At 34.2% G+C, this 21,042-nt stretch carries 14 protein-coding genes and 1 other RNA gene; 8 read left to right on the forward strand and 7 right to left on the reverse strand.

The features are described from left to right. Nucleotides 1–26 precede the first annotated feature (26 nt). A complete protein-coding gene (gene pdxA / locus ACQUQZ_RS12595) occupies nucleotides 27–1,103 on the forward strand; it encodes a 4-hydroxythreonine-4-phosphate dehydrogenase PdxA (protein ID WP_435355342.1) in 1,077 nt (358 codons plus the stop codon). A gap of 116 nt (nucleotides 1,104–1,219) precedes the next feature. Here the strand turns inward: pdxA and ACQUQZ_RS12600 are convergent, their stop codons facing one another. After that, nucleotides 1,220–2,053: a tyrosine-type recombinase/integrase gene (locus ACQUQZ_RS12600; RefSeq protein ID WP_435355344.1), complete on the reverse strand. Its 834-nt coding sequence runs from the start codon at nucleotides 2,051–2,053 to the stop codon at nucleotides 1,220–1,222. 155 nt (nucleotides 2,054–2,208) lie between these two features. On the opposite strand from ACQUQZ_RS12600, the gene ACQUQZ_RS12605 reads away from it, so the two are divergent. Beyond that, a complete protein-coding gene (locus ACQUQZ_RS12605) occupies nucleotides 2,209–3,588 on the forward strand; it encodes a sodium:solute symporter family protein (RefSeq protein ID WP_435355346.1) in 1,380 nt (459 codons plus the stop codon). An 11-nt stretch (nucleotides 3,589–3,599) separates the two neighbouring features. Next, a complete protein-coding gene (locus ACQUQZ_RS12610) occupies nucleotides 3,600–4,013 on the forward strand; it encodes a DUF1801 domain-containing protein (RefSeq protein ID WP_435355348.1) in 414 nt (137 codons plus the stop codon). On the opposite strand, the gene ACQUQZ_RS12615 is transcribed toward ACQUQZ_RS12610, so the two are convergent. After that, a complete protein-coding gene (locus ACQUQZ_RS12615; protein ID WP_435355349.1) occupies nucleotides 4,014–5,225 on the reverse strand; it encodes an NAD(P)/FAD-dependent oxidoreductase in 1,212 nt (403 codons plus the stop codon). Then, nucleotides 5,226–5,720: a hypothetical protein gene (locus ACQUQZ_RS12620; RefSeq protein ID WP_435355351.1), complete on the reverse strand. Its 495-nt coding sequence runs from the start codon at nucleotides 5,718–5,720 to the stop codon at nucleotides 5,226–5,228. It lies immediately after the preceding gene. Nucleotides 5,721–5,814: 94 nt separating this feature from the next. On the opposite strand from ACQUQZ_RS12620, the gene ACQUQZ_RS12625 reads away from it, so the two are divergent. The 3 genes from ACQUQZ_RS12625 to ssrA all read left to right on the forward strand — a co-directional run bounded on the left by ACQUQZ_RS12625 (nucleotide 5,815) and on the right by ssrA (nucleotide 10,621). Beyond that, complete coding sequence (locus tag ACQUQZ_RS12625; protein WP_435355352.1) at nucleotides 5,815–7,938, forward strand: Tex family protein; 2,124 nt, start codon at nucleotides 5,815–5,817, stop codon at nucleotides 7,936–7,938. A 130-nt stretch (nucleotides 7,939–8,068) separates the two neighbouring features. Next, nucleotides 8,069–9,901, forward strand: coding sequence for a hypothetical protein (locus tag ACQUQZ_RS12630; RefSeq protein WP_435355354.1), 1,833 nt, complete (start codon nucleotides 8,069–8,071; stop codon nucleotides 9,899–9,901). A 346-nt stretch (nucleotides 9,902–10,247) separates the two neighbouring features. Continuing rightward, nucleotides 10,248–10,621, forward strand: a transfer-messenger RNA (tmRNA) gene (gene ssrA, locus ACQUQZ_RS12635). A 59-nt stretch (nucleotides 10,622–10,680) separates the two neighbouring features. Here ssrA and ACQUQZ_RS12640 read toward each other — a convergent pair. The 4 genes from ACQUQZ_RS12640 to hisG form a co-directional block, all read right to left on the reverse strand. After that, a complete protein-coding gene (locus ACQUQZ_RS12640) occupies nucleotides 10,681–11,964 on the reverse strand; it encodes an amidohydrolase family protein (RefSeq protein WP_435355355.1) in 1,284 nt (427 codons plus the stop codon). 43 nt (nucleotides 11,965–12,007) lie between these two features. Next, complete coding sequence (gene hisD / locus ACQUQZ_RS12645) at nucleotides 12,008–13,282, reverse strand: histidinol dehydrogenase (protein WP_435355356.1); 1,275 nt, start codon at nucleotides 13,280–13,282, stop codon at nucleotides 12,008–12,010. A gap of 13 nt (nucleotides 13,283–13,295) precedes the next feature. Further along, entirely contained in the window at nucleotides 13,296–13,874 is a 579-nt protein-coding gene (locus ACQUQZ_RS12650; RefSeq protein ID WP_435355357.1) for a Uma2 family endonuclease, read from the reverse strand. A 92-nt stretch (nucleotides 13,875–13,966) separates the two neighbouring features. After that, nucleotides 13,967–14,836 carry an ATP phosphoribosyltransferase gene (gene hisG / locus ACQUQZ_RS12655; RefSeq protein ID WP_435355358.1) on the reverse strand — a complete coding sequence of 290 codons (870 nt, stop codon included), beginning with the start codon at nucleotides 14,834–14,836 and terminating at the stop codon, nucleotides 13,967–13,969. 739 nt (nucleotides 14,837–15,575) lie between these two features. On the opposite strand from hisG, the gene ACQUQZ_RS12660 reads away from it, so the two are divergent. Further along, the gene (locus ACQUQZ_RS12660; protein WP_435355359.1) at nucleotides 15,576–17,435 is read left to right on the forward strand and encodes an OmpA family protein; all 1,860 of its coding nucleotides are present in this window, start codon (nucleotides 15,576–15,578) and stop codon (nucleotides 17,433–17,435) included. Between the two features lie 99 nt (nucleotides 17,436–17,534). Continuing rightward, entirely contained in the window at nucleotides 17,535–20,903 is a 3,369-nt protein-coding gene (locus ACQUQZ_RS12665) for a hypothetical protein (protein WP_435355360.1), read from the forward strand. Nucleotides 20,904–21,042: the final 139 nt, after the last annotated feature.

Raw genomic sequence — 21,042 nt, forward strand, 5'->3', positions numbered from 1 at the left:
CCAACACCATTTAAATAAAGTTTAAAGTGAGCGAATTACAAAAACCAATCATTGGCATTAGTATCGGCGATTTTAACGGTATAGGACCAGAAGTTATTTTAAAAGCTGTCGGCGGCAATCGTTTGAATAAAATTTGTACACCTGTGATTTATGGCTCTGGCAAAGTCATCAATCGTTATCGTCAAATTTTAGAATTAAAAGATTGGCAGTTTTTCACTATTCAGAAAATTGAGCAACTCAATCATAAGCAAGTCAATGTCATCAATTGCATGAATGACCAAAATTTAGAAGTTAATCCTGGAGCAATCACACCAGAAGCGGGTAAATTGGCTTTTGAATCACTTAAAAGAGCAGTTGAAGATTTAAAATCTGGCAAAATAACAGCTTTAGTTACTGCTCCAATTAATAAACATAATATTCAAAGTGATGTGTTTAAGTTTCCTGGGCACACTGAATTTTTAGCAGATACTTTTGGCACTAAAGATGTGCTTATGTTTATGGTTAGCAATGACTTGAAAATTGGTGTGGTAACAGGTCATCTACCACTTGAACAAGTCAAGCAAAATATAAATAAAGAGTTAATAACCAAGAAATTAGAGCAAATAAAAACTTCCCTAAAACGTGATTTTGGGATTCAAAAACCTCGCATTGCAGTGCTTGGCCTAAATCCTCATGCGGGAGAAAATGGCTTATTAGGAAATGAAGAAGAAGAAATCATTAAACCTGCCATTACAGAATTTAAAAAGAAAGGAAATATTGTTTTTGGGCCATTTCCAGCAGATGGTTTTTTTGGAACTGCAGCATGGAAAAACTACGATGCTGTTTTAGCGATGTATCACGATCAAGGTTTAATGCCTTTTAAAATGATTGCATTTGAAAACGGTGTAAATTTTACAGCAGGCCTACCAAAGGTACGCACATCGCCAGACCACGGAACAGCTTACGACATTGCTGGAAAAAATCAGGCTGATGAATCTTCAATGCTGAATGCTATTTATACTGCTATTGATATAGCAAAGAATCGTCAAGAATTAAGCGATTTAGAAGCAAATTCTATGAAAAAGAAAACAATTGTATTGAAAGAGGCAAGTATGGAAGACTAATTTTAGTGCTGAGTTGAGAGTTCTGAATTTTGAGTTAGCTGACGCAATTTTTTTAGTATTTAGAGGCAATAGAAATAATTTGTCTCAGGATTCAGAACTCTCAACTCAGCACTATATTATACCTCTAAGTCTTCAAAGGGACTTCTTACATTTACAATTTCAATTTGTGCTATTTGATTATAAATAGCTGTTGTTTGTAAATAACGATGTCCTAAAATTTCCTGAAGTAAATGAATATCCATACCACGTTCTAAGCAATGTACCGCATAGCTATGTCTTAAAGTATGAACAGAGGCTTCTTTTTGAATTTTAGCTTTAGAAATGGCATGTTGAAATACTAATTGAACACTTCTTGAACTATATGGTTTACCTTTATCTCCAGCAAAAAGTAAATCCTTGGGTTGATATTTTTCAATGTAGGAGTGTAAAATTGGCACTAATTTAGTCGGCAACATCAACTCTCGGCCTTTCTCAGATTTGGTTGGAGGAATAGTAATTTTCCTATTATTAAAATCAATATCTGTCACTTTCATGGTTAGGACATCACTCAATTTCAATCCTGCCGCATAAATGATTGATAACAATGCTCTATGTTTCTGATTATCAAGTGCTTGTATAATCTTTCCAATTTCTTTTTCTGTCAATATCTCAGGTAAACTGTCTTCTTTCGACTCACCAGATGCCTTAATACCTAATTTTCTATTGAAAATAGTTTCATAAAAAAGTTTAATCGCTTTTCCAGATTGTATGGCAGCATCAACAGACCCAGCCTTTTTCTCGCTAAGTTCCTTTAAATAATCGGCAATCAGTTCTTCAGTGATTTTACTTTGAGGTAAATCACGAAAATGGTTGTAAAAAACAAAAATAGCATTTCTATATGCTGCTATCGTTTGTGAGTTGTACTTTCCTTTTCTTAATATTTCGGTAAATCGTTCTATGAGGTGGGTCACAGCTTTTCAATAGTTTAAATTAAAGCCTTCGTAGCGAAAAATATAAATATTGACGCAGAAATAAAAATAAAGTCACAAAGAATTCGTTATTTTTTATTTTTTTTGTAAAAAACTGCACTTTATCACCGTATGTCTATCTTTATCACCAAAATAAAATGCTCATTATTTTTATTTTTCTTTATCTCATAGTTACAATTTTAGTTGGTTGGTTTGCTTCGAGATATGTAAAAACTTCTAATGACTTTGCTATCGCAGGTCGAAAAATGCCAACTTATGTTGTTGCATCTGGGCTATTTGCAACATGGTTTGGGTCAGAAACTGTGATGGGAGCCTCATCAGAATTTGTAGAAAATGGTTTGCTTGGTGTTATCGAAGATCCTTTTGGAGCATCACTTTGTTTACTCCTCATTGGACTCTTTTTTGCACGTCCACTATACAAACTTAATATTTTAACTTTTAGCGATTATTTCAGTATCAGATACAATAAAAAAGTTGAGTGGATTTCAGCAATTTTTATGATTCCCTCTTATTTTAGTTGGATTGCAGCTCAACTAGTAGCTTTGGCCATAGTTTTACAAGCAATTGCTAATATTCCATTTGTTTGGGGAATCATTATTTGTGCATCCGTTGTCTTATTTTATACTTATGTCGGTGGTATGTGGTCGGTAGCCATCACTGATACTGTACAAACTGCAATCATCATTATTGGCATGTTGGTTTTGATGCTCGAATTAGTTGGCGAAATTGGCGGTTGGCAACAAATAGTTGATAAAACTCCCGAAGGTTTCTTTAGTTTTACGCCTAAAGAAAATTCAATTCCAAGCTGGATTGCCTATTTTGGAGCTTGGATTACAATAGGCTGGGGTTCCATTCCACAGCAGGATGTTTTTCAACGTACACTTTCAGCAAAATCAGAAAAAGTGGCAGTTAATAGTGCCTATTGGTCGGCATTTATGTACTTAACAGTTGCATCAATGCCTTTGGTTATTGCTCTTTGTGGTACTTTATTATACCCAGATATTAAACAAGGTGATACCCAAATGACCATACCTATTTTAGTTTTAAAACATTCTTCTCTTGGTATGCAAATTGTTTTTTTTGGAGCTTTACTTTCGGCTATTTTGAGTACTTGTAGTGGTGCTATTTTGGCTCCAGCAACTGTTTTAGGAGAAAACTTAATAAAACCTCTCTATGGGCATCGAATTTCAGATAAAAAACTATTACAAATTATGCGATTTTCTGTAATCGGCATTACAATAATTGGAGTAGCATTATCACTTTATAAATCAGCCATCTATGAATTAGTTGGCGAATCATCCGCTTTAAGTTTAGTAGCTCTTTTTGTGCCTTTAGTAGCTGGTCTATATTGGAAAAAAGCCACTGCACTTGGTGCAATTCTATCAATGATTTTTGGTACTGGCGTTTGGTTTATTTTGGAATTTTATGAACCTGAAATACCTGGAATGATTTGGGGGCTATTGGCAAGTATTGCGGGAATGATTGCAGGTTCATTAAAAAGATTTTTTTTAAAATAATTCAAAATAACATGCAAAAATACCTCTCAATAGAAGACTTTATTGAAAGCCAAGACCCTGAAATTACTGCCTTACTTTGGTCTTTGCGGCATACGATTTTGAATGCACACCCCAAAATGAAGGAAAGATTTATGTTTAATACTGCTATGTTTGGAGTCAAAAACGAACTTTGTTATTTCGTTATAATGAAGAAAAATAGCGGTGTTGAAGTTGGCTTTCATCGAGGATTTCAGATGTCAAACATTCAAGGGCTTTTGGAGGCAAAAAAAAGACAATTTATTCAAAGTGTTTCATTCAAAAATGCAGAAGATTTACAAGAAAAACTCGCAGCTTTCAAAGAAATATTACAAGAAGCCATCATTTTAGACGAAATCAATGACAAATCAATCTTTTCTGAAATTCTTCAAAAAGGTAGAAAGAAATAATCAGATATTTTGTGCGGCCAACCAACCACCAGTCCAAGCAGCTTGAAAATTAAATCCGCCTGTTATGGCATCAATATTAAGCACTTCTCCAGCCATAAATAGCGATGGATATTTTTTTGAACTAAAAGTATTTAAATCTATTTCTGATAAATCAACGCCGCCAGCTGTAACAAACTCTTCTTTAAAAGTACTTTTTCCATTGACCTCAAATTTACAAGCAGTCAGTTGTTCGGCTAACTTTTGTATATGCTTTTTTCCAGTTTCAGCCCATTTTTGAAATTCACCAATTTCAGCGGCTTTGCAAAGGCTTTTCCATAAACGTATCGGGATGCCAAATTCAGCATTTAGCATAACGTTCTTTTTAGATTGAAGATTTATCTGTTGATGAAGGTGCTCTTTTACTTCTCCAATATTTTTGCCTGACATCCAATTGACTTCAATTTTGAACTTATAATTCAAAGCATTTAATTCTCTGGCTGCCCACGCTGAAAGTTTCAAAATAGCAGGGGCAGAAAGCCCCCAGTGCGTGATGAGAATTGGGCCATCACTTTCAAATTTTGAGCCAATAATTTTAACTTTTGCTTGTGGTACACTTAATCCCATCAAATCACTGATGCGTTCATCTTTGATATTAAAAGTAAAAAGCGATGGAACAGGTGGAATAATTGTCAAATCTAATTTTTCAAGTAAACGCCAGGTTGCTGGATCGCTGCCTGTGCCTAACATCAGTTTTTTAGCACGCATTATTCTATTACCGAAAACATTAATTTCCCACGGAAATGGTTGTGTTGCATGATAAACAAAATCTTCCACACGAGCATTCGTTATAATCTCAACTCGATTTTTTCTTGCATTATCCATCAAACAATCAATTATTGTTTGAGAAGAATCGGTGGTAGGAAACATCCTACCATCGGATTCTTTTTTAATTTTTACCCCTCGGCTTTCAAACCATTCGATTGTATGGGTAGGATTAAATTTTTGAAAAGGCTCTAATAAATCATTTTCACCACGTGGATAAAACTTGACCAATTTCTCTGGCTCAAAACACGCATGCGTTACATTACAACGTCCGCCTCCCGAAACCTTTACTTTCTGTAATACATCACGCCCACGTTCGAGAATTGCTATTTTGACAGCCTTTTTTTCAGCAGCATTAATTGCTGTAAAAAAACCAGCTGCACCACCACCAACTACAATAATATCATACATTTACTTGACATATTTTTCTTCAAAGTAAGTTCTTTTTTCTCGTAAAAGCTGCACTAACTTTTCAATTTCTTTAGGTGAAGTTCCAAACTCGAAGGTCACTTTATGTTTAGAATCGTCTTTAATTATTTCTATCCATTCGGCACCGCCATCGGCACAATCAGGGCAGCCAATTACTTCGGGTAATTTTTTAAATGCTTCAAAATCAATATTTTGTATAATATTACTTGCATATAAATTTGTTAGTTTTTCTTTATAACTCTGCGGAACTCCGCCAACTGCTCCTCTACCCTCGGTAGTATAAACAGTGAATACCAAATCATTCTTTACCAAATTCATTTCTTTTCTGCAAGGCCCTATGCACATACCAAAGCTAGTACCATAATTGACTACATAATTTTTCATACTTGTCTCATTGCCAAGCACTTGACTATCTTTTTCACAGCTCATGGCAAAGATTGTGGAAAGAATCATCCATAACATTAATTGCTTTTTCATATTTTAATTGGATTTTTGTGAATATATTAGTCAATCAATCATTGACCATCAACTTTACTATTAGATTCAAATTTTACCATAAAGGTTGGAACTTATGACCCAAAAACAAATACAAATTATCGCTTTAACTGTTGGGGTAGCAGAAAAAAATATCCAAAATACGATTTCCCTACTTGAAGAAGGAGCGACTGTTCCTTTTATTTCAAGATATAGAAAAGAAATGACGGGCAGTATGGACGAGGTGCAGGTGGCAAATACAAAAGATTTATACAACAAATTTATTGAAGCGGATAAACGCCGTGAAGCCATTATAAAGTCGATTGAAGAACAAGGCAAAATGACTCCAGAATTGCTTTTGAAACTCAATAATGTACTCTATATCAACGAATTAGAAGATTTATATATACCATACAAACAAAAGCGAAAAACAAAAGCAAGTATTGCTATTGAAAAAGGTTTAGAACCTTTGGCAAAAATAATTTTTGCTCAAAAAGACAGAAATATTGAAACAATCGCTGAAAAATACCTTAATGATAAAGTTGACTCCATCGAAGAAGCACTTCAAGGTGCCAGAGATATTATGGCAGAATGGGTCAACGAAGACATTCAAGCTCGAAATGCCGTTAGAAAACTTTTTGAACGTGAAGCCATCATCACCTCAAAAGTAAAAAAAGGTAAAAAAGAAGAAGGAATAAAATTCCAAGATTATTTCGATTTTTCTGAGCCGCTCTCTCGCATCCCTTCACATAGACTTTTGGCATTACGAAGAGGAGAAGAAGAAGGTATTTTATCCATTGATGTTTCGATTGAAGCCGAACGTGGTACAGATGCTCTCGACCGTATTTTTCTACGTGGTTTACCTGATGCCAAAGAACAAGTGGCTTTAGCCATTACAGATGCTTATGGCAGACTTTTGAAGCCAAGTATAGAAACTGAATTTGCCAACATTTCAAAACAAAAAGCAGATAGTGAAGCCATTAAAATTTTTGCAACTAATCTTCGACAATTACTTTTGGCTTCGCCTTTGGGTCAAAAAAGAGTGATGGGGATTGACCCTGGTTTTAGAACGGGTTGTAAAATCGTATGCTTAAATGAGCGTGGAGATTTGCTCTATGATACTGTAATTTACCCGTTAAGCAAACAAATGGAAGCAGAAGCAATCTTGAAAAAATTGCTTCAAGAATATAAAATAGACGCCATTGCCATAGGAAATGGCACAGCAAGTCGTGAAACTGAAAGTCTTGTCAAATCAGTTCTTAAAAACTCAGCTTTTAGTACTATTGCTGTTCATGTCGTCTCTGAGCAAGGAGCATCCATCTATTCGGCCTCTCCTATTGCTCGTGAAGAATTTCCTGATAAAGATGTAACAGTACGTGGAGCAATTTCGATCGGTAGAAGATTGATGGATCCTTTGGCTGAATTGGTAAAAATTGATGCAAAATCAATTGGTGTTGGGCAATATCAACATGATGTAGAACAAAAAACATTGAAAGAAAGTCTTGATTCTGTCGTAGAAAGCTGTGTAAATTTAGTGGGTGTTGAACTCAATACAGCCAGTAAGCATTTATTGAGTTATGTTTCTGGTTTAGGCCCAGCTTTGGCTCAAAACATTGTTGATTATCGCACAAAAAATGGAGCATTCACCTCAAGAAATGAGCTTAAAACTGTTCCAAGATTAGGAGCGAAAGCTTTTGAACAAAGTGCAGGTTTTTTGAGAATTCACGGAGCAGAAAACCCTTTGGATAATTCGGCAGTTCATCCAGAAACTTATCCAATCGTTCAGAAAATTGCAAAAGATTTAGGTGTAAAGGTCTCTGAGCTCATTGGTAATGAGCAAATTAAGTCAAAAATAGTCTTAAAAAACTATATAACTGATAAAGTTGGAATACCAACATTAAATGACATCTTGTCAGAATTACAAAAACCTGGACGTGACCCTCGCGAAACCTTAGAAGCTTTTGAATTTGCATCTGATGTCCATACGATGGAAGATTTAAAAGAGGGGATGGTACTACCAGGAATCGTTACAAATATTACAGCTTTTGGATGTTTTGTTGATGTAGGTGTACATCAAGATGGCCTTGTCCATCTTTCACAAATGGCAAATCGGTATATCAAAGACCCTAATGAAGTGGTGAAGGTGCATCAAAAAGTACAAGTGAAAGTAATGGAAATTGATATTTCCAGAAAAAGAATTGGGCTTTCGATGAAGTTTTAATGTATAAAATAATCAAAAAAACGTGAGTTGACCGTTAAGTAAAATTTCCGATTGAAATTTGTCATTTTTTCGTAAATCAAAAAAATGATTCTATAACTTTCAGAAAAATTCATTTTAAACTTGTAAACCCATGAAAAAAATTATTCTTATCCTTGTTTTTATTTACCCATTTGTTTCATTCTCACAAAGAATGGATATTGTTGACCCAATTGGAGGGACAATAATTAAATCAACAAGTAAAAGTAGCTTTAATGCAACTGATATTGATGCATTCAATGGTGATGCAGCCTTGCGTTTTATAAAAGCAGGTGTACAACAATGGAATATTCGAAATAGACCTGCAGATAATTATTTAGAAATATTTGAATTAAACGGTGGGGGTAGCCGTGTAGTAATTCAAGATGCTACAGGAAATTTTGGTATCGGTGAAACTACTAATCCTACTTATAAATTAGATGTGCTTCATGGCGGTTCTACGGGTATTCGTAGCCGCTCAAGTAGTTCATTTTCAGTGGTTGATATTGATGCTGCCAGTGGTGATGCTGCCTTACGTTTTGCAAAAGCCGGCGTTAACCAATGGAATGTACGTAATAGACCTGCTGATGATTATTTTGAAATATTTGAATTAGGTGGTGGGGGTAGCCGTGTGGTTGTTCAAGATGGTTCTGGTAATGTCGGAATCGGTGAAACTGTTAATCCTACTTATAAATTAGACGTGCTTCATGGTGGTGCAACTGGTATTCGAAGTCGTTCAAGTAGTACTTTTTCTTTGATAGATATTGATGCTGCCAACGGTGATGCGGCTTTACGTTTTGCCAAAGCTGGTGTTAATCAATGGAATGTTCGTAACAGACCAGCCGATGATTACTTTGAAATATTTGAATTAGGCGGTGGGGGTAGTCGTTTGGTAGTTCAAGATGGTACTGGAAATGTTGGGATTGGTGAAACGACTTCTCCATCTTATAAATTAGATGTACTTCATGGTGGTTCTACGGGTATTCGTAGCCGCTCAAGTGGTTCATTTTCAGTGGTTGATATTGATGCAGCAAGCGGTGATGCTGCCTTGCGTTTTGCAAAAGCTGGCGTAAACCAATGGAATATCAGAAACAATCCAGCAAATGACAATTTACAGATTTTCGAGTTAGGTGGTGGAGGTGAAAGAATGAGAATTGAAAATGGAACGGGTAATGTTGTTATTACCGGAAACTTATCGAAAGGTGGTGGTTCATTTAAAATAGACCATCCAATTGAACCAGAAAATAAATATTTATATCATAGTTTTGTTGAAAGCCCCGATATGATGAATATTTACAATGGTAATATAGTAACGGATGCTTCAGGCAAAGCGACAGTTAAGCTTCCTGATTACTTTGAAGCCTTAAACATGGAATATCGTTATCAATTAACTGTAATTGGTTCGTTCGCTCAAGCCATTGTTGAAAGGGAAGTTGCGGAAAACACTTTTGAAATTGCTACCAATAAACCCAATGTAAAAGTTAGTTGGCAAGTAACTGGTATCCGTCAAGATGCCTTTGCCAAAGGAAATAGAATTCCAAATGTTGAAGAAAAGGAATCATACAATAAAGGTAAATATTTACATCCAAGAGCATTTGGCAAACCAGATTACATGGGAATTGGTTATGTTACTTATAATGATAAAAATAAATTGAGAGGAACTGGAAATGAACCAAGCTCAATTGATGATTCACCTGCTCCTACACCTCCAGTAACTAAAGCAGTTGTTATTGAAGGCTCTAGTTTAGAACAAAAAGCTGTCGTTGCTCCAATTACCACTAAAACAGAGGAAGTCAAAGGTTCTACTTTAGAGCAAAAGGCGGTTGTTGCTCCAGCTACAAATAAAACAGAAGATGTTAAAGGTTCTTCTGTAGAACAAAAAACCTTAGTGGCTCCTACTGCACCTAAAGTACAAGATACAAACAAACAATCTACTGAAAAAAATTAGAAAAAAAATAGAAAAATGCCTTGAATTCTTTTCAGGGCATTTTTTAATTGCTTACCCTCTCTAAATTATAAACTTGTGAGATACCTCAAGGAATTAGAATTGAGTCTAGTATTTTACAAACAACTGATTGGCAAATCCCAATAATTAAAGAGAATCTTTATTAGATTCTTACCAAAAAAATCGAAAAACTAAGCCTTTTTTTACTTTTTAAGAAAAAAACAATATAAATATTTTTTCTTGATTAGACTGGTAATCAATACATTAGACAAACTTATAAAGTTGATTTACATTATTGTGTCTATTTTTTGAACTAATAAGTGTACTTTTGCATTTAATAATAGCAATTGGGGACGACCGGTTTTGACGGCGTGAGTGGTTGCGAGTATAAGCATGTCGGGAGTTGGTAGGATCTCCCGTTAAAAATTCTTCCGAACAATAACTGGCAATACTTCGTATGCCATGGCTGCTTAATTCCGGAGTGAATTAAACATTAGCCACATCCTGCCTCGGCTAACCTTTGCTGCTGGGGAGTTCAGGGTGTCGCCCCGCAAAGGCGATTATAGGTGGGGAACTTATCTGTAATTAGTATTTAGGTTTCTAAGGTGCTACTAAGGTCTGATGCTAACCTACTATCACTCGAAAATAAATAGCAACTAAACATGTAGAAGGTTCGACAATTGCCAAGTTCGGACCAGGGTTCGAGTCCCTGCGTCTCCACAAAAAAGCCTGATAATCGACTGATTATCAGGCTTTTCTATAATAGAAAAACTTTTTTATTTTCAATTCTTATAAACAATACCATCTTTCATAACAAAAATTAATTTCTTTTCTAAAAGAGTAATATCTGCTATTGGGTCGCCATCAACCGCTACAATATCAGCAAATTTACCAACTGAAATTGAGCCAATTTTGTCTTTTACTCCAATTAAATCTGCGGCATTAATTGTTGCTGATTGAATCGCTTGAACTGGTGTAAGGCCGAATTTTACCATATAATAAAATTGTTTAGCATTGTCACCATGTGGATAAACCCCTGCATCAGTGCCAAAAGCAATCTTAACACCTGCTTTTACTGCTTTTTGAAAGTTTTCTCTTTGTGTACGACCAACTAATTTTTCTTTATCAATAATTTTTTGAGGGAAACCTAATTTTGTATATTCTGCTAAAATATAATCGTCATTATAAATATCAGCTACCAAATAAGTACCTTTTTGCTTCATCAATTCAATACCTTCATCGTCAATAAAACTACCATGCTCAATGGATGCCACCCCAGCTTTTACAGCTCGTTTAATTCCTTCTGTCCCATGTGCATGAGCAGCTACTTTTTTACCCCACATTTTAGCCTCATCAACCATCACATTCATTTCTTCTTGTGAATACTGTGGTCCCCCTACCGATTCTTCTTCCGTCAACACCCCTGCTGTTGCACCAAATTTTATCAAATCAGCTCCATATTTGATGTTCATTCTAACTTTTTTTCTGATTTCATCAACACCATCAGCGACTGTCGAAATTTGTTGAATATGAACATAAGGCGAAAAACCCGATAAATCTCCATGACTACCAGTAGCACCGATAAATGGGCCAGATACAAATAAACGTGGCCCGATTACCTTACCAGCATCAATCGCTCTCTTTAATGCTACGTCAACATAGTCATTGGCACCAACATCACGACAAGTAGTGAATCCCGCTTCTAAAGTACGCTTAGTATATATATGAGCAGATATAGCTACATCTATGGACGATTTACGAAACAAATCTTCCATATAATTTTCTGGTTGTCCTGTAATATGAGTATGACAATCTATTAAACCAGGTAAAACAGTTTGTTTACTCAAATCTATTACCTTCGCATTTGCTGGAATCTTCAAATTGCTTCCAACTTCGCTAATTAAGTTGTTTTTTATGATAATGATTTGATTATCAATAAAAATACCTTTCTCGCTATCAAATAATTTACCAGCTTTAATGACAGTAAAGGTATCTTGTGAATATACTTGAACGCCAATCAAGCAAAATAGAAGCAAAAACAATAATTTTCTATGAAATATAAGCATAATATTATTCTTTATTGAAGGTTTTATATAAGAAGATACTATTTCATTCATTCAACAAACTTTCCATTCGTAAACTTACAGCACGCTTATGAGCTTCCAAAGATTCAGCTTCAGCCATTAATTCGACCGTTTTACCGATATTCAAGATTCCTTCTTTAGAAATTTCTTGAAAAGTTATTTTCTTTACAAAACTATCTACCGAAACACCACTGTATGCTCTTGCATAACCATTGGTTGGTAAAGTATGATTTGTTCCTGAAGCATAATCACCACAAGATTCGGGTGTATAATTTCCAAGAAAAACCGAACCTGCATTGATGATTTTTTCACCTACTTCATTGTAATTTTCGACTGCTAAAATCAAATGTTCTGGTGCATATTCATTAAGCATATCAATACAATCTTGTTGATTTTCGAGCAAAATAATCTTTGAATTATCAATTGCTTTTGCTGCTAAATCTTTTCTAGGGAGCCGATTCAATTGACCTGAAACAGCCAAGTTAACAGCCGAGACAAACTTTTTACTGGTAGAAATCAATAAAACCTGACTATCTGCTCCGTGTTCAGCTTGTGAAAGTAAATCTGATGCCACAAACGATGGTACTGCTGAATCATCTGCCATCACAGCTACTTCTGATGGTCCCGCTGGCATGTCTATTGCTACACCCTCTTTACTCAACAATTGTTTGGCAGCAGTGACAAACTGATTTCCAGGGCCAAAGATTTTATATACTTGTGGAATTGTCTCAGTTCCATAAGCCATTGCGGCAATTGCTTGAGCCCCTCCTACTCTGAAAACTTTGGTGATACCAACCAATTTGGCAGCATAATAAATAGCTGGGTGGTTGCTCGGAGAACATAAAATTCGTTCTTCACATTCAGCAATTTGTGCTGGAATCCCCAACATCAAAACTGTTGAAAAAAGGGGTGCTGTTCCGCCAGGAATATAAAAACCAACTTTCTGAATACCTACACTTTTTCTCCAACATCTTACACCAGTCATCGTTTCAATTACTTCAGGCGATTGTTTTTGAGCTTCATGAAAAGTATAAATATTTTTATAGGCTTGCCAAATAGCTTCTTTCAACTCTTGTGATAATTGACTTTCTGAAGCTTCAATTTCTTCTTGTGAAACCAAAAAATCTTTGATTTCTACTTTATCGAATTTCAAGGCAAATTCACGCAAAGCGGTATCACCTCCCAATTTAACTTTTTGTAAAATAGGCAATACTTTTTGCTCAATATCGGCCATTTCCTGTACAGGACGAGCAAGTAGTTGCTTCCATTCTGAGCGTGGAGGAAAAGATATAATTTTCATTTATTTTATTTACTTATTCACCAATTGTATCAAAAATTGCATCCATATCAACTTCAAATCCTTCTAAAACTATACTTTTGACGTTATTTTCTGACAAAGGAAAAATCTGAAATTTGCCGTCTTGTAAAATATATTGCTGAATCACTTGTTCATAAGGAAAAACTACCGAGTATTCTTTCACTCCCGCTTGCTCATAAATTTGATATTTGATACCCATTTCTTTGCGTGAATTTCCTAAAGAAAGTACTTCAATTACTAAATCGGGAGAGCCAACACAGCCTTGTTTTTTAATTTTAGATGTATCGCATATTACACACAAATCTGGCTGAACAACTGTTTCACCATCACCTTTTATGGAAGGTAAATAAACATCAAAGGGGGCAGCAATCACTTTATAAGTTTTTTTTTGTAGAAAATATGCCAAACTAAAATGCAAATTACTGCTGATTTCTTGGTGTTTACTGGTAGCTGCTGGCGACATACGGGCAATATACCCTTTCAAAAGCTCTACTCTTTCAGTAAACTTCCATGATAGATAGTCTTTAAAAGTATAGGCTTTTGAAAAATCTAATTGATCGATGCTTGTTATCATTTTATTTGCCTCAATTAATTAAATATTGTGATGTGAGACAAAGAAGAATTAAAACTCTCAAATCTCACGTCTCGAATCTCATGTCTTAAAAATCAATAAATCATTTTTTCAATCGGAATAACCAAAATTCCCTCTGCTCCTGCTGAACGGATAGCTTCGATATTTTCCCAAAATTGATTTTCTTCCAAAACTGAATGAATCGAACTCCACCCCTCCATTGCTAAAGGAACAATAGTAGGGCTTTTCATACCGGGAATCATATTAATAATATCTTGAAGCTTATCGTTTGGAGCATTCAACAAGATATATTTATAATTCTGAGCTGTTTGAACAGCTTTTATTCTAAACAACAATTTGTTGAGGGTATCATGTTTTGCTTTTGACAACTTTTTATTTGTAATCAAAATTGCTTCCGAACGAAAAATCACTTCAACTTCTTTTAAACCATTACTCAAAAGTGTACTTCCCGAACTTACTATATCACACACACCCTCAGCCAGACCAATACTTGGTGCTATTTCTACCGAACCACTGATTTCATGAATATCGGCTTTTACCCCTTTTTCTTTCAAGAAATTACCTAAAATTCGAGGGTAAGAAGTCGCAATACTTTTTCCTTGAAAATCATCAATACCTTGATAATCAATACCACGTGGAACCGCAATTGATAATCGGCACTTTGAAAAGCCCAATCTATAGGTAGTTTCAGCTTTCCGATTTGTTTCTATAAAAACATTTTCTCCTACTATACCAATATCTGCGACCCCATCTTCAACATAACCTGGAATATCATCATCTCTTAAAAAAAGAAATTCGGCAGGGAAATTGGATGAAGAAGTCTTGAGTTTTCCTGTTCCACTCTCAAACTTAATTCCGCACTCTTTGAATAGTCTAAACGAATCTTCACTTAGTCTTCCAGACTTTTGGAGGGCAATTCGTAATATTGAATCTGAATTTGGCATTATAATATATCTTATTTCTTTGGTAAGATTGCAAAATTACGCTAATCATTGCGGATTGAAAAATATTCTTTCATCTTACTTCTATAAATCTATATTTATTGTAAAAAAAAAACTTTCAAAATATTTTGAAAATCAATTTATATTAATTTAAATTTACATAAATAACATAGTTTAACTTTCCTATAATCATTTAGTCCCCTAAAAAATGAAAAACTCAGTACAATTGGGTTCCGTAAGAACACGTGCGATTCTTACCCCTAAGGCCAAAAAGCTTATCTCATTTGCCATATTAGTTTCTATTTGTCTGATGGCAATATTAAACTAATAACCTCCTCAGAAAATACACTCCGAAACTTCATACAAGGTATATGAAATTTTTGAAGTGCATAACATTTAAAAGTTAATTATTATTCAAGATTTTAACTTAGTAAAAAATTAACCGTTAGCTATTCAAATAGTCATGTCTTTACATTAAAATCTTTAAATTCCTTAAAGATTTTAATGTAAAGACCCCTATCATTTAATTGATTTTCACCATTACCGTGTGGAAATAAAAAAAGCCAAATTAAAAATTCACACTATCACTTCAGTTTATCAAGAAAATAGCTATGAAAAGCGTAGTAAAACCCTTAGAATACAAAAAACAATAGTACTTTAAACTTTTTTGGCACAACTTTTGGCATACCTATTAAACAGAAACACATAATTATTATAAGTAACCCAAAAAATGACTAAAATAATGAACAAAGTTGTACTTTTAGCTACAGCTGTCGCTTTCTATGGAGTTAGCGAAACATTTGCCCAGACCAATTTAAAGACTATCGGTACACCCATCAACACCAAAGAGTATCGAGAACACGCATTTTCAATTAGCGGAGACGGAAAAACTTTTATTTACGTGCAAGACCGTCCAGATGGCACAAAAGTATTTATGAGTACACGCCAAGATAAAGCTTCTTCTTGGGAATCTCCTCAAATCATCAGTACAATCACTGATAAAATTCAGAAAGGAAAAATAATGGGAACAAGTCTTACCTATGATGGTAGGGAGTTGTTTTTTGATGCAATTCTCCCAAGTGGATTTGGAGACAGGGACATTTTTTATGCAAAACGTTTAGGAAATAATTGGAGTGATCCACTGAATGTCGGTGAGCCTCTCAATACGGCCATGTTTGAAGGAAACCCAAGTATCTCGCAAGATGGAAAGATGTTATTCTTTGTTCGTGAAAACTTTGAAAAATATCATGGAACTGAATCTTGCAAAACTATTTGGGTTGCGAATAGAACAGATGAAGGCGGATGGACAAATTTCGAAAAAATGGGTGAACCTATTAATTCGGAATGTGAAAAATCAGCTACTTTAATGCCCGATAGCAGAACACTGATATTTAGTTCAATTCGAGGCGGTGGGGCTGGAGGTTACGACTTATACCAAACTGAATTGCAAGAAGATGGCACATGGACATTTCCAAGAGATTTAGATTTTTTGAATACACCAAGCAATGAAGAATATGCGGCTATTTCGGGAAATTCAGAGGAAATTTATATTGAAGTAAAAGGTGACATTTTTGTTGCACCATTACCAAATAAATTTAGAGGTAGCCGTCAGGTGCCTGTCAATGTAATGGTGATTGATGCCATGACAAAGAAACCAATTGATGCGTCAGTTTTTGTGGCGATGAATAGTCGAAATTCTGCTTCTTTTAGTGCAAAAAATGGTGTTTCACTAATGCAGTTGAAAGCTGGAAATAATTATACTTTGGCTTGTGAAGCACCAGGTTATCTTCCCGCAAATCAAATAAAAGTTAGTTTAGAAAATGCAAATGGCACAGAAACGGTAACCAATACCATTGAAATGATGCCAAAAAACATTTCATACAACATCAAAGTTTTAGATGCGGATAATAATAGTATCAGTAATGCAAAAATTAGGATTTTTGATCTAAGCAATAGCCAAATCGTACCAATTGATATTCATAGCAATGCAAGATTGGTATTTGGTAATATGTATGGACTGACTGTTAGTGGTGGTGGTGCAGAATACGTTGGCAATTGGATTCCTGAAACGAGTGATGCAACAGATAACTTTATTAAAACTGTGAAATTGGATACTAAAGCGATTGTAGCTACCCCAGTAGCAGCAACTAAAACTAAAGTTGACAAAACAGAAAATCCTTATGTTACTGCACCTGCCATCGATATGTCAAAACCAGTTGAGACATTCAAGTTGAAAAGTGATCCAAGTATTACTTACGAAACTAAAAAAGTTTATACGCTCAATGACATCTACTTTGATAGAAGTTCGGTGATTGTGAAATCTGAATATTATATTGATATCAACCGTTTGATTGAGTTAATGACTTTAAATCCAAAATTAAATGTTCAGTTGGCTGGCTATTCTGATAGTTTTGGTGATGCTAATATCAACCAACGAATTTCATTGCGTCGAGCAAAATCATGTGCCGATTATTTGAAAAGAGCGGGTATCAATATGAATAGAATGCTGGTTCAAGGACTTGGTGAAAGAGAAATAATTTTAGATGAGAAAGGAAAAGAAGATACTTCAAAAAGTCGAAGGGTACGGTTCATAGTTTACTAAGTATAAAAAAACGCCATCAAAAGTGGCGTTTTTTTTTGTTACTTTTCAGTAGGTTCTTAGACCAAAGTGATTTATTTTTGGTAAAAAAACCTTATAAAGATGCACACATTCGATAACATAATAGGATTTAGAAAAAAAATGAACCTCCCCACTCAAAAATATTTCATTAGTTACCGATCATTAGTCGCTTTTTTTCTATTATTCTTTGCTTTTTTTGGAGCTATTTCTCAGAAGCTTTCAAATGAACAAATCAATCATTACCTCAACGATCTTCAAAAAGAGCAAATAATTTCTGAATATGGAAAAGATGCTTTTTTGAAAACAATCAATAAAGAAAATAAAATACTTAATCAAAGAATGGCTGGAAGTCCGTTGGGGACTTTTGGAAAAATTCCAGATTCATTGATCAAATCCCGAACGGCGATTCTGGGGTTTGTAGGAATTTTTGAATTGATGAGAAATGTAGGTTCAGCAGCCGATGAGATGATACGACTAAGAGAAATGTCTGAGAAAATGTTGGGTGAACGCATGTTTTTCAAACCTGAATTAGAAGGCGAAATAAACCCTAAAAACCCATTGACCTTTTTAGGAGCTGAACTAAATCTACGTCCTTCTAAAGAAAATTACCTAACGATTGCCAATCGCTTAAAAGCTATCAATTTGATTGATCAAAAGGTTTATGATGAACTTCTTATTTGGCTAAAAAAAGACCAAATCTTACTCATCAAAGATTTTGGCTTTTTCATATATGCAGCCAAACAGACCTATTTCTATGATAATTATGATGCTTTGAAAGCACAACAATTAACTTTTATAGATAGTCTTAGAAGTGCAAAATTATTAAATGCCGACAAAGCAAAAGCTTTGATCGACTCATATAAACCGTACGAACTTAAAAGTAAAATTGATATTTTAACAAATTGCGAAAATGTCGTTATCATTCCTGCCGAACAAGGGAATTTAACCAGAGAAGAAATTTATCAAAATTTGTTTAATCAAGTTAAAAGCAAACTCATTCCTGAATTTAACTTTGAAGAGTTAAGCGTCAGTGAAATAACAAAAAAAGTAGATGCTAATCAAAACGGGAATATGATGGGCATACCTTTCGCCAATCCATTTGCCAAAAATAAATTAAACTATAAACTCAGTTATAAAGTTGAAAATAATAGTTATTTGCAAAAAGCTGATACTGATTTTTCATTGATAAAAACGCTGCAAAAAACCATTCCACCCGATGTACATATTGATAGCAGTGTGATAAAAACCTATGCCAATGTTTTTTCATTCTTAACAGGCATTACAGGAAAAGATTTTCAATCAATTAATGATTTCCTAACTGATAAAAGCTCTTCTAAGAGATTGATTGTTATTGGAAATGATTATAATCCTTTTATTCCGGTTAAAGAATCTCGTAAAGTTTTGATGCTCGTTGATAGTTCTCAGAATTTGGTTTTTAGAGGAGCAATCAAGGAAAACCCAGCTTTTTCAAGCTTTTTTGGTGACAAAGTCGATTTCAGTCATAAATTTAGTAAAATAAATCTCAATAATTGGATTGACGATTTTCAACAAAATGATATTCTACCTAATTTAACACAAATTGAAAAAGATAAAATCATTGCTGAACTTCGATTTGAGCCAAATAATCGACGAAATATCAAACGAAGTATTTTATTGAGTTTCCCTCAAATAATAGCCAAAGTAAACTTTTCGCCTAAAACAACCGAATCACAAGTTGCTGTTTTCAAAAATTTTATCACTGAATTAAGTCGAATATCACATGGCCAATTTGTGCCTGAGAAAGTAGTTGATAACTTTGAAACTGAAATTCCTAAGGGTAGTAAAAAAGATAGAGTATTAAAAATTAACTATCGTTTGAATGGGAAAAAGTATGAATCTACACACCCTATTCCAAGAATTGCATTAGAAGAGGACGCACCTATCAACCCTATGTATCCGAGGCAAGCAAATATTGAAGACAATTTAAACTTTAATGAAAGTGAGTGGTTGGGTTTGGTGAATAGATCGCTTGAAGAAAATGCCATTGATGGTCAATTTTATAAAATAAAATCAGGTTTTAATTATTCATTTTATCGAAATGATGAAAATTATATTTTTTTGACAAAAAGCCAAGCCTCATATATTGAGAAAAAACATGTAGAAGTCTTTAAAGAAACAGAAACACCAAACTTATATGGAAATTATCAAGAACAAGTGTCGGCTTTCAGTGCAGAGGCATTTGCAGATGCATTGAAAAGAGAAAACATGCTTTCTAACGAACAATCAATTGACGTAAAAAAAGCTAAAGAACCATCAGATATTCTAAAATACAGTACTCAAGCGGTAGTGATTGATATGAATGAACTTTTGGGAAAATCAGATACTGAACTTTATACGTATATTCTCAATAAACTTGCAACAAAACTTATTCCAGAAGCAAAATTTAGTGAAATTAAGTACCTGAAAGATAATATTGACGATACTTCTAACAATGATTTTAGCAAACATAATATTTCAGTAATTATCAATGGAAAAGTTTATGAGCAGACGCTTAATATATCGCTGAAACACAACATACAAAACGCTCTGGATTCTCTTAAAAAAGAGAATGCCCCATATTTTCCTTCAATCGGTGAAAATCAATTTAAGGTTATCAATGATTTTTTGACAGATATTGCTTCTCCAAAACGCCTTGTGATTGTTTGTGATTATCGTAGTCCCAAGCTTTCATTTGTACTTTTTGATAGTACTCAAGCCACATTAGTAGCCGAAACCTTACCCAATAATTATGTTGACTTTTTGATGTATGACCGTCAATTTAGTAGAGACACTCTACAATCTTCATTAAGTGAATTTAGCCGCATGGGTTTCATTGAAAAATTATCAAATGAAGAAAAAGAAGCCATTATTGTTAAATTTCGCCGTTATAATGGTAATGGTATAAACCTTCTTGAAACCCTTCCTAAAATAGTCGTTCAAACCAATATTTGGGATGCTGATTCATACAAAAATGTATTCAAAGACATTATAGATTCACTTAAAACTATTACAAAAGGACAATTTTTGCCTACAAATTTAGTTGATAATTTTGCAAAAACTTTAAAGAAAAGTAATTACTCGGATCGAAATTTCAAATATAGTTTTGTACTAAATGGCAAAAAATATGAAGAAAGTCAATTTGTTAAAGCTCTTCCAAAAGTAAAAAAAGGGCAGTCAAAAATTGACTACGAATACTTTGATTTTGACACTGTTAAGTTCATTAATTTGGTCAATCGTTCATTGACAGAGAATAACTCAGCCTATACTTTTTATGAAATTTTTAGTGAAGAAGAAGAAGGTTCAGTCGGCCCAAAATTCGTTTTTTTAAATTCAAAACAGTACCGTTGGCTAAAGAATAAATATCCTGAAATATTTGAGTTATACAACGAAAATAATTGGCCCGATAATGATGAACTGAAAGAAGAAAAGTGATATAACAACTTAGAGGGCATTTATTAGAACTACAAAAATTCTCTATTAACTTATCAATTTATTAAATTAATAAGTATTCAAACATATTTTAAAAAAAATTAATAATAAAGAATTGGATTAAGAAAAAAAACATGAAATT

It is taken from the genome of Emticicia sp. SJ17W-69, from assembly GCF_051209875.1.
Lineage (GTDB): Bacteria > Bacteroidota > Bacteroidia > Cytophagales > Spirosomataceae > Emticicia.

What these genes read in the sequence shown, in the direction of transcription:
- ACQUQZ_RS12605 (WP_435355346.1), top strand. Translation starts at nt 2,209, where the DNA reads ATGCTCATTATTTTTATTTTTCTTTATCTCATAGTTACAATTTTAGTT.
- ACQUQZ_RS12610 (WP_435355348.1), top strand. Translation starts at nt 3,600, where the DNA reads ATGCAAAAATACCTCTCAATAGAAGACTTTATTGAAAGCCAAGACCCT.
- ACQUQZ_RS12615 (WP_435355349.1), bottom strand. Translation starts at nt 5,225, where the DNA reads ATGTATGATATTATTGTAGTTGGTGGTGGTGCAGCTGGTTTTTTTACA.
- ACQUQZ_RS12620 (WP_435355351.1), bottom strand. Translation starts at nt 5,720, where the DNA reads ATGAAAAAGCAATTAATGTTATGGATGATTCTTTCCACAATCTTTGCC.
- ACQUQZ_RS12625 (WP_435355352.1), top strand. Translation starts at nt 5,815, where the DNA reads ATGACCCAAAAACAAATACAAATTATCGCTTTAACTGTTGGGGTAGCA.
- ACQUQZ_RS12630 (WP_435355354.1), top strand. Translation starts at nt 8,069, where the DNA reads ATGAAAAAAATTATTCTTATCCTTGTTTTTATTTACCCATTTGTTTCA.
- ACQUQZ_RS12640 (WP_435355355.1), bottom strand. Translation starts at nt 11,964, where the DNA reads ATGCTTATATTTCATAGAAAATTATTGTTTTTGCTTCTATTTTGCTTG.
- hisD (WP_435355356.1), bottom strand. Translation starts at nt 13,282, where the DNA reads ATGAAAATTATATCTTTTCCTCCACGCTCAGAATGGAAGCAACTACTT.
- ACQUQZ_RS12650 (WP_435355357.1), bottom strand. Translation starts at nt 13,874, where the DNA reads ATGATAACAAGCATCGATCAATTAGATTTTTCAAAAGCCTATACTTTT.
- hisG (WP_435355358.1), bottom strand. Translation starts at nt 14,836, where the DNA reads ATGCCAAATTCAGATTCAATATTACGAATTGCCCTCCAAAAGTCTGGA.
- ACQUQZ_RS12660 (WP_435355359.1), top strand. Translation starts at nt 15,576, where the DNA reads ATGAACAAAGTTGTACTTTTAGCTACAGCTGTCGCTTTCTATGGAGTT.
- ACQUQZ_RS12665 (WP_435355360.1), top strand. Translation starts at nt 17,535, where the DNA reads ATGCACACATTCGATAACATAATAGGATTTAGAAAAAAAATGAACCTC.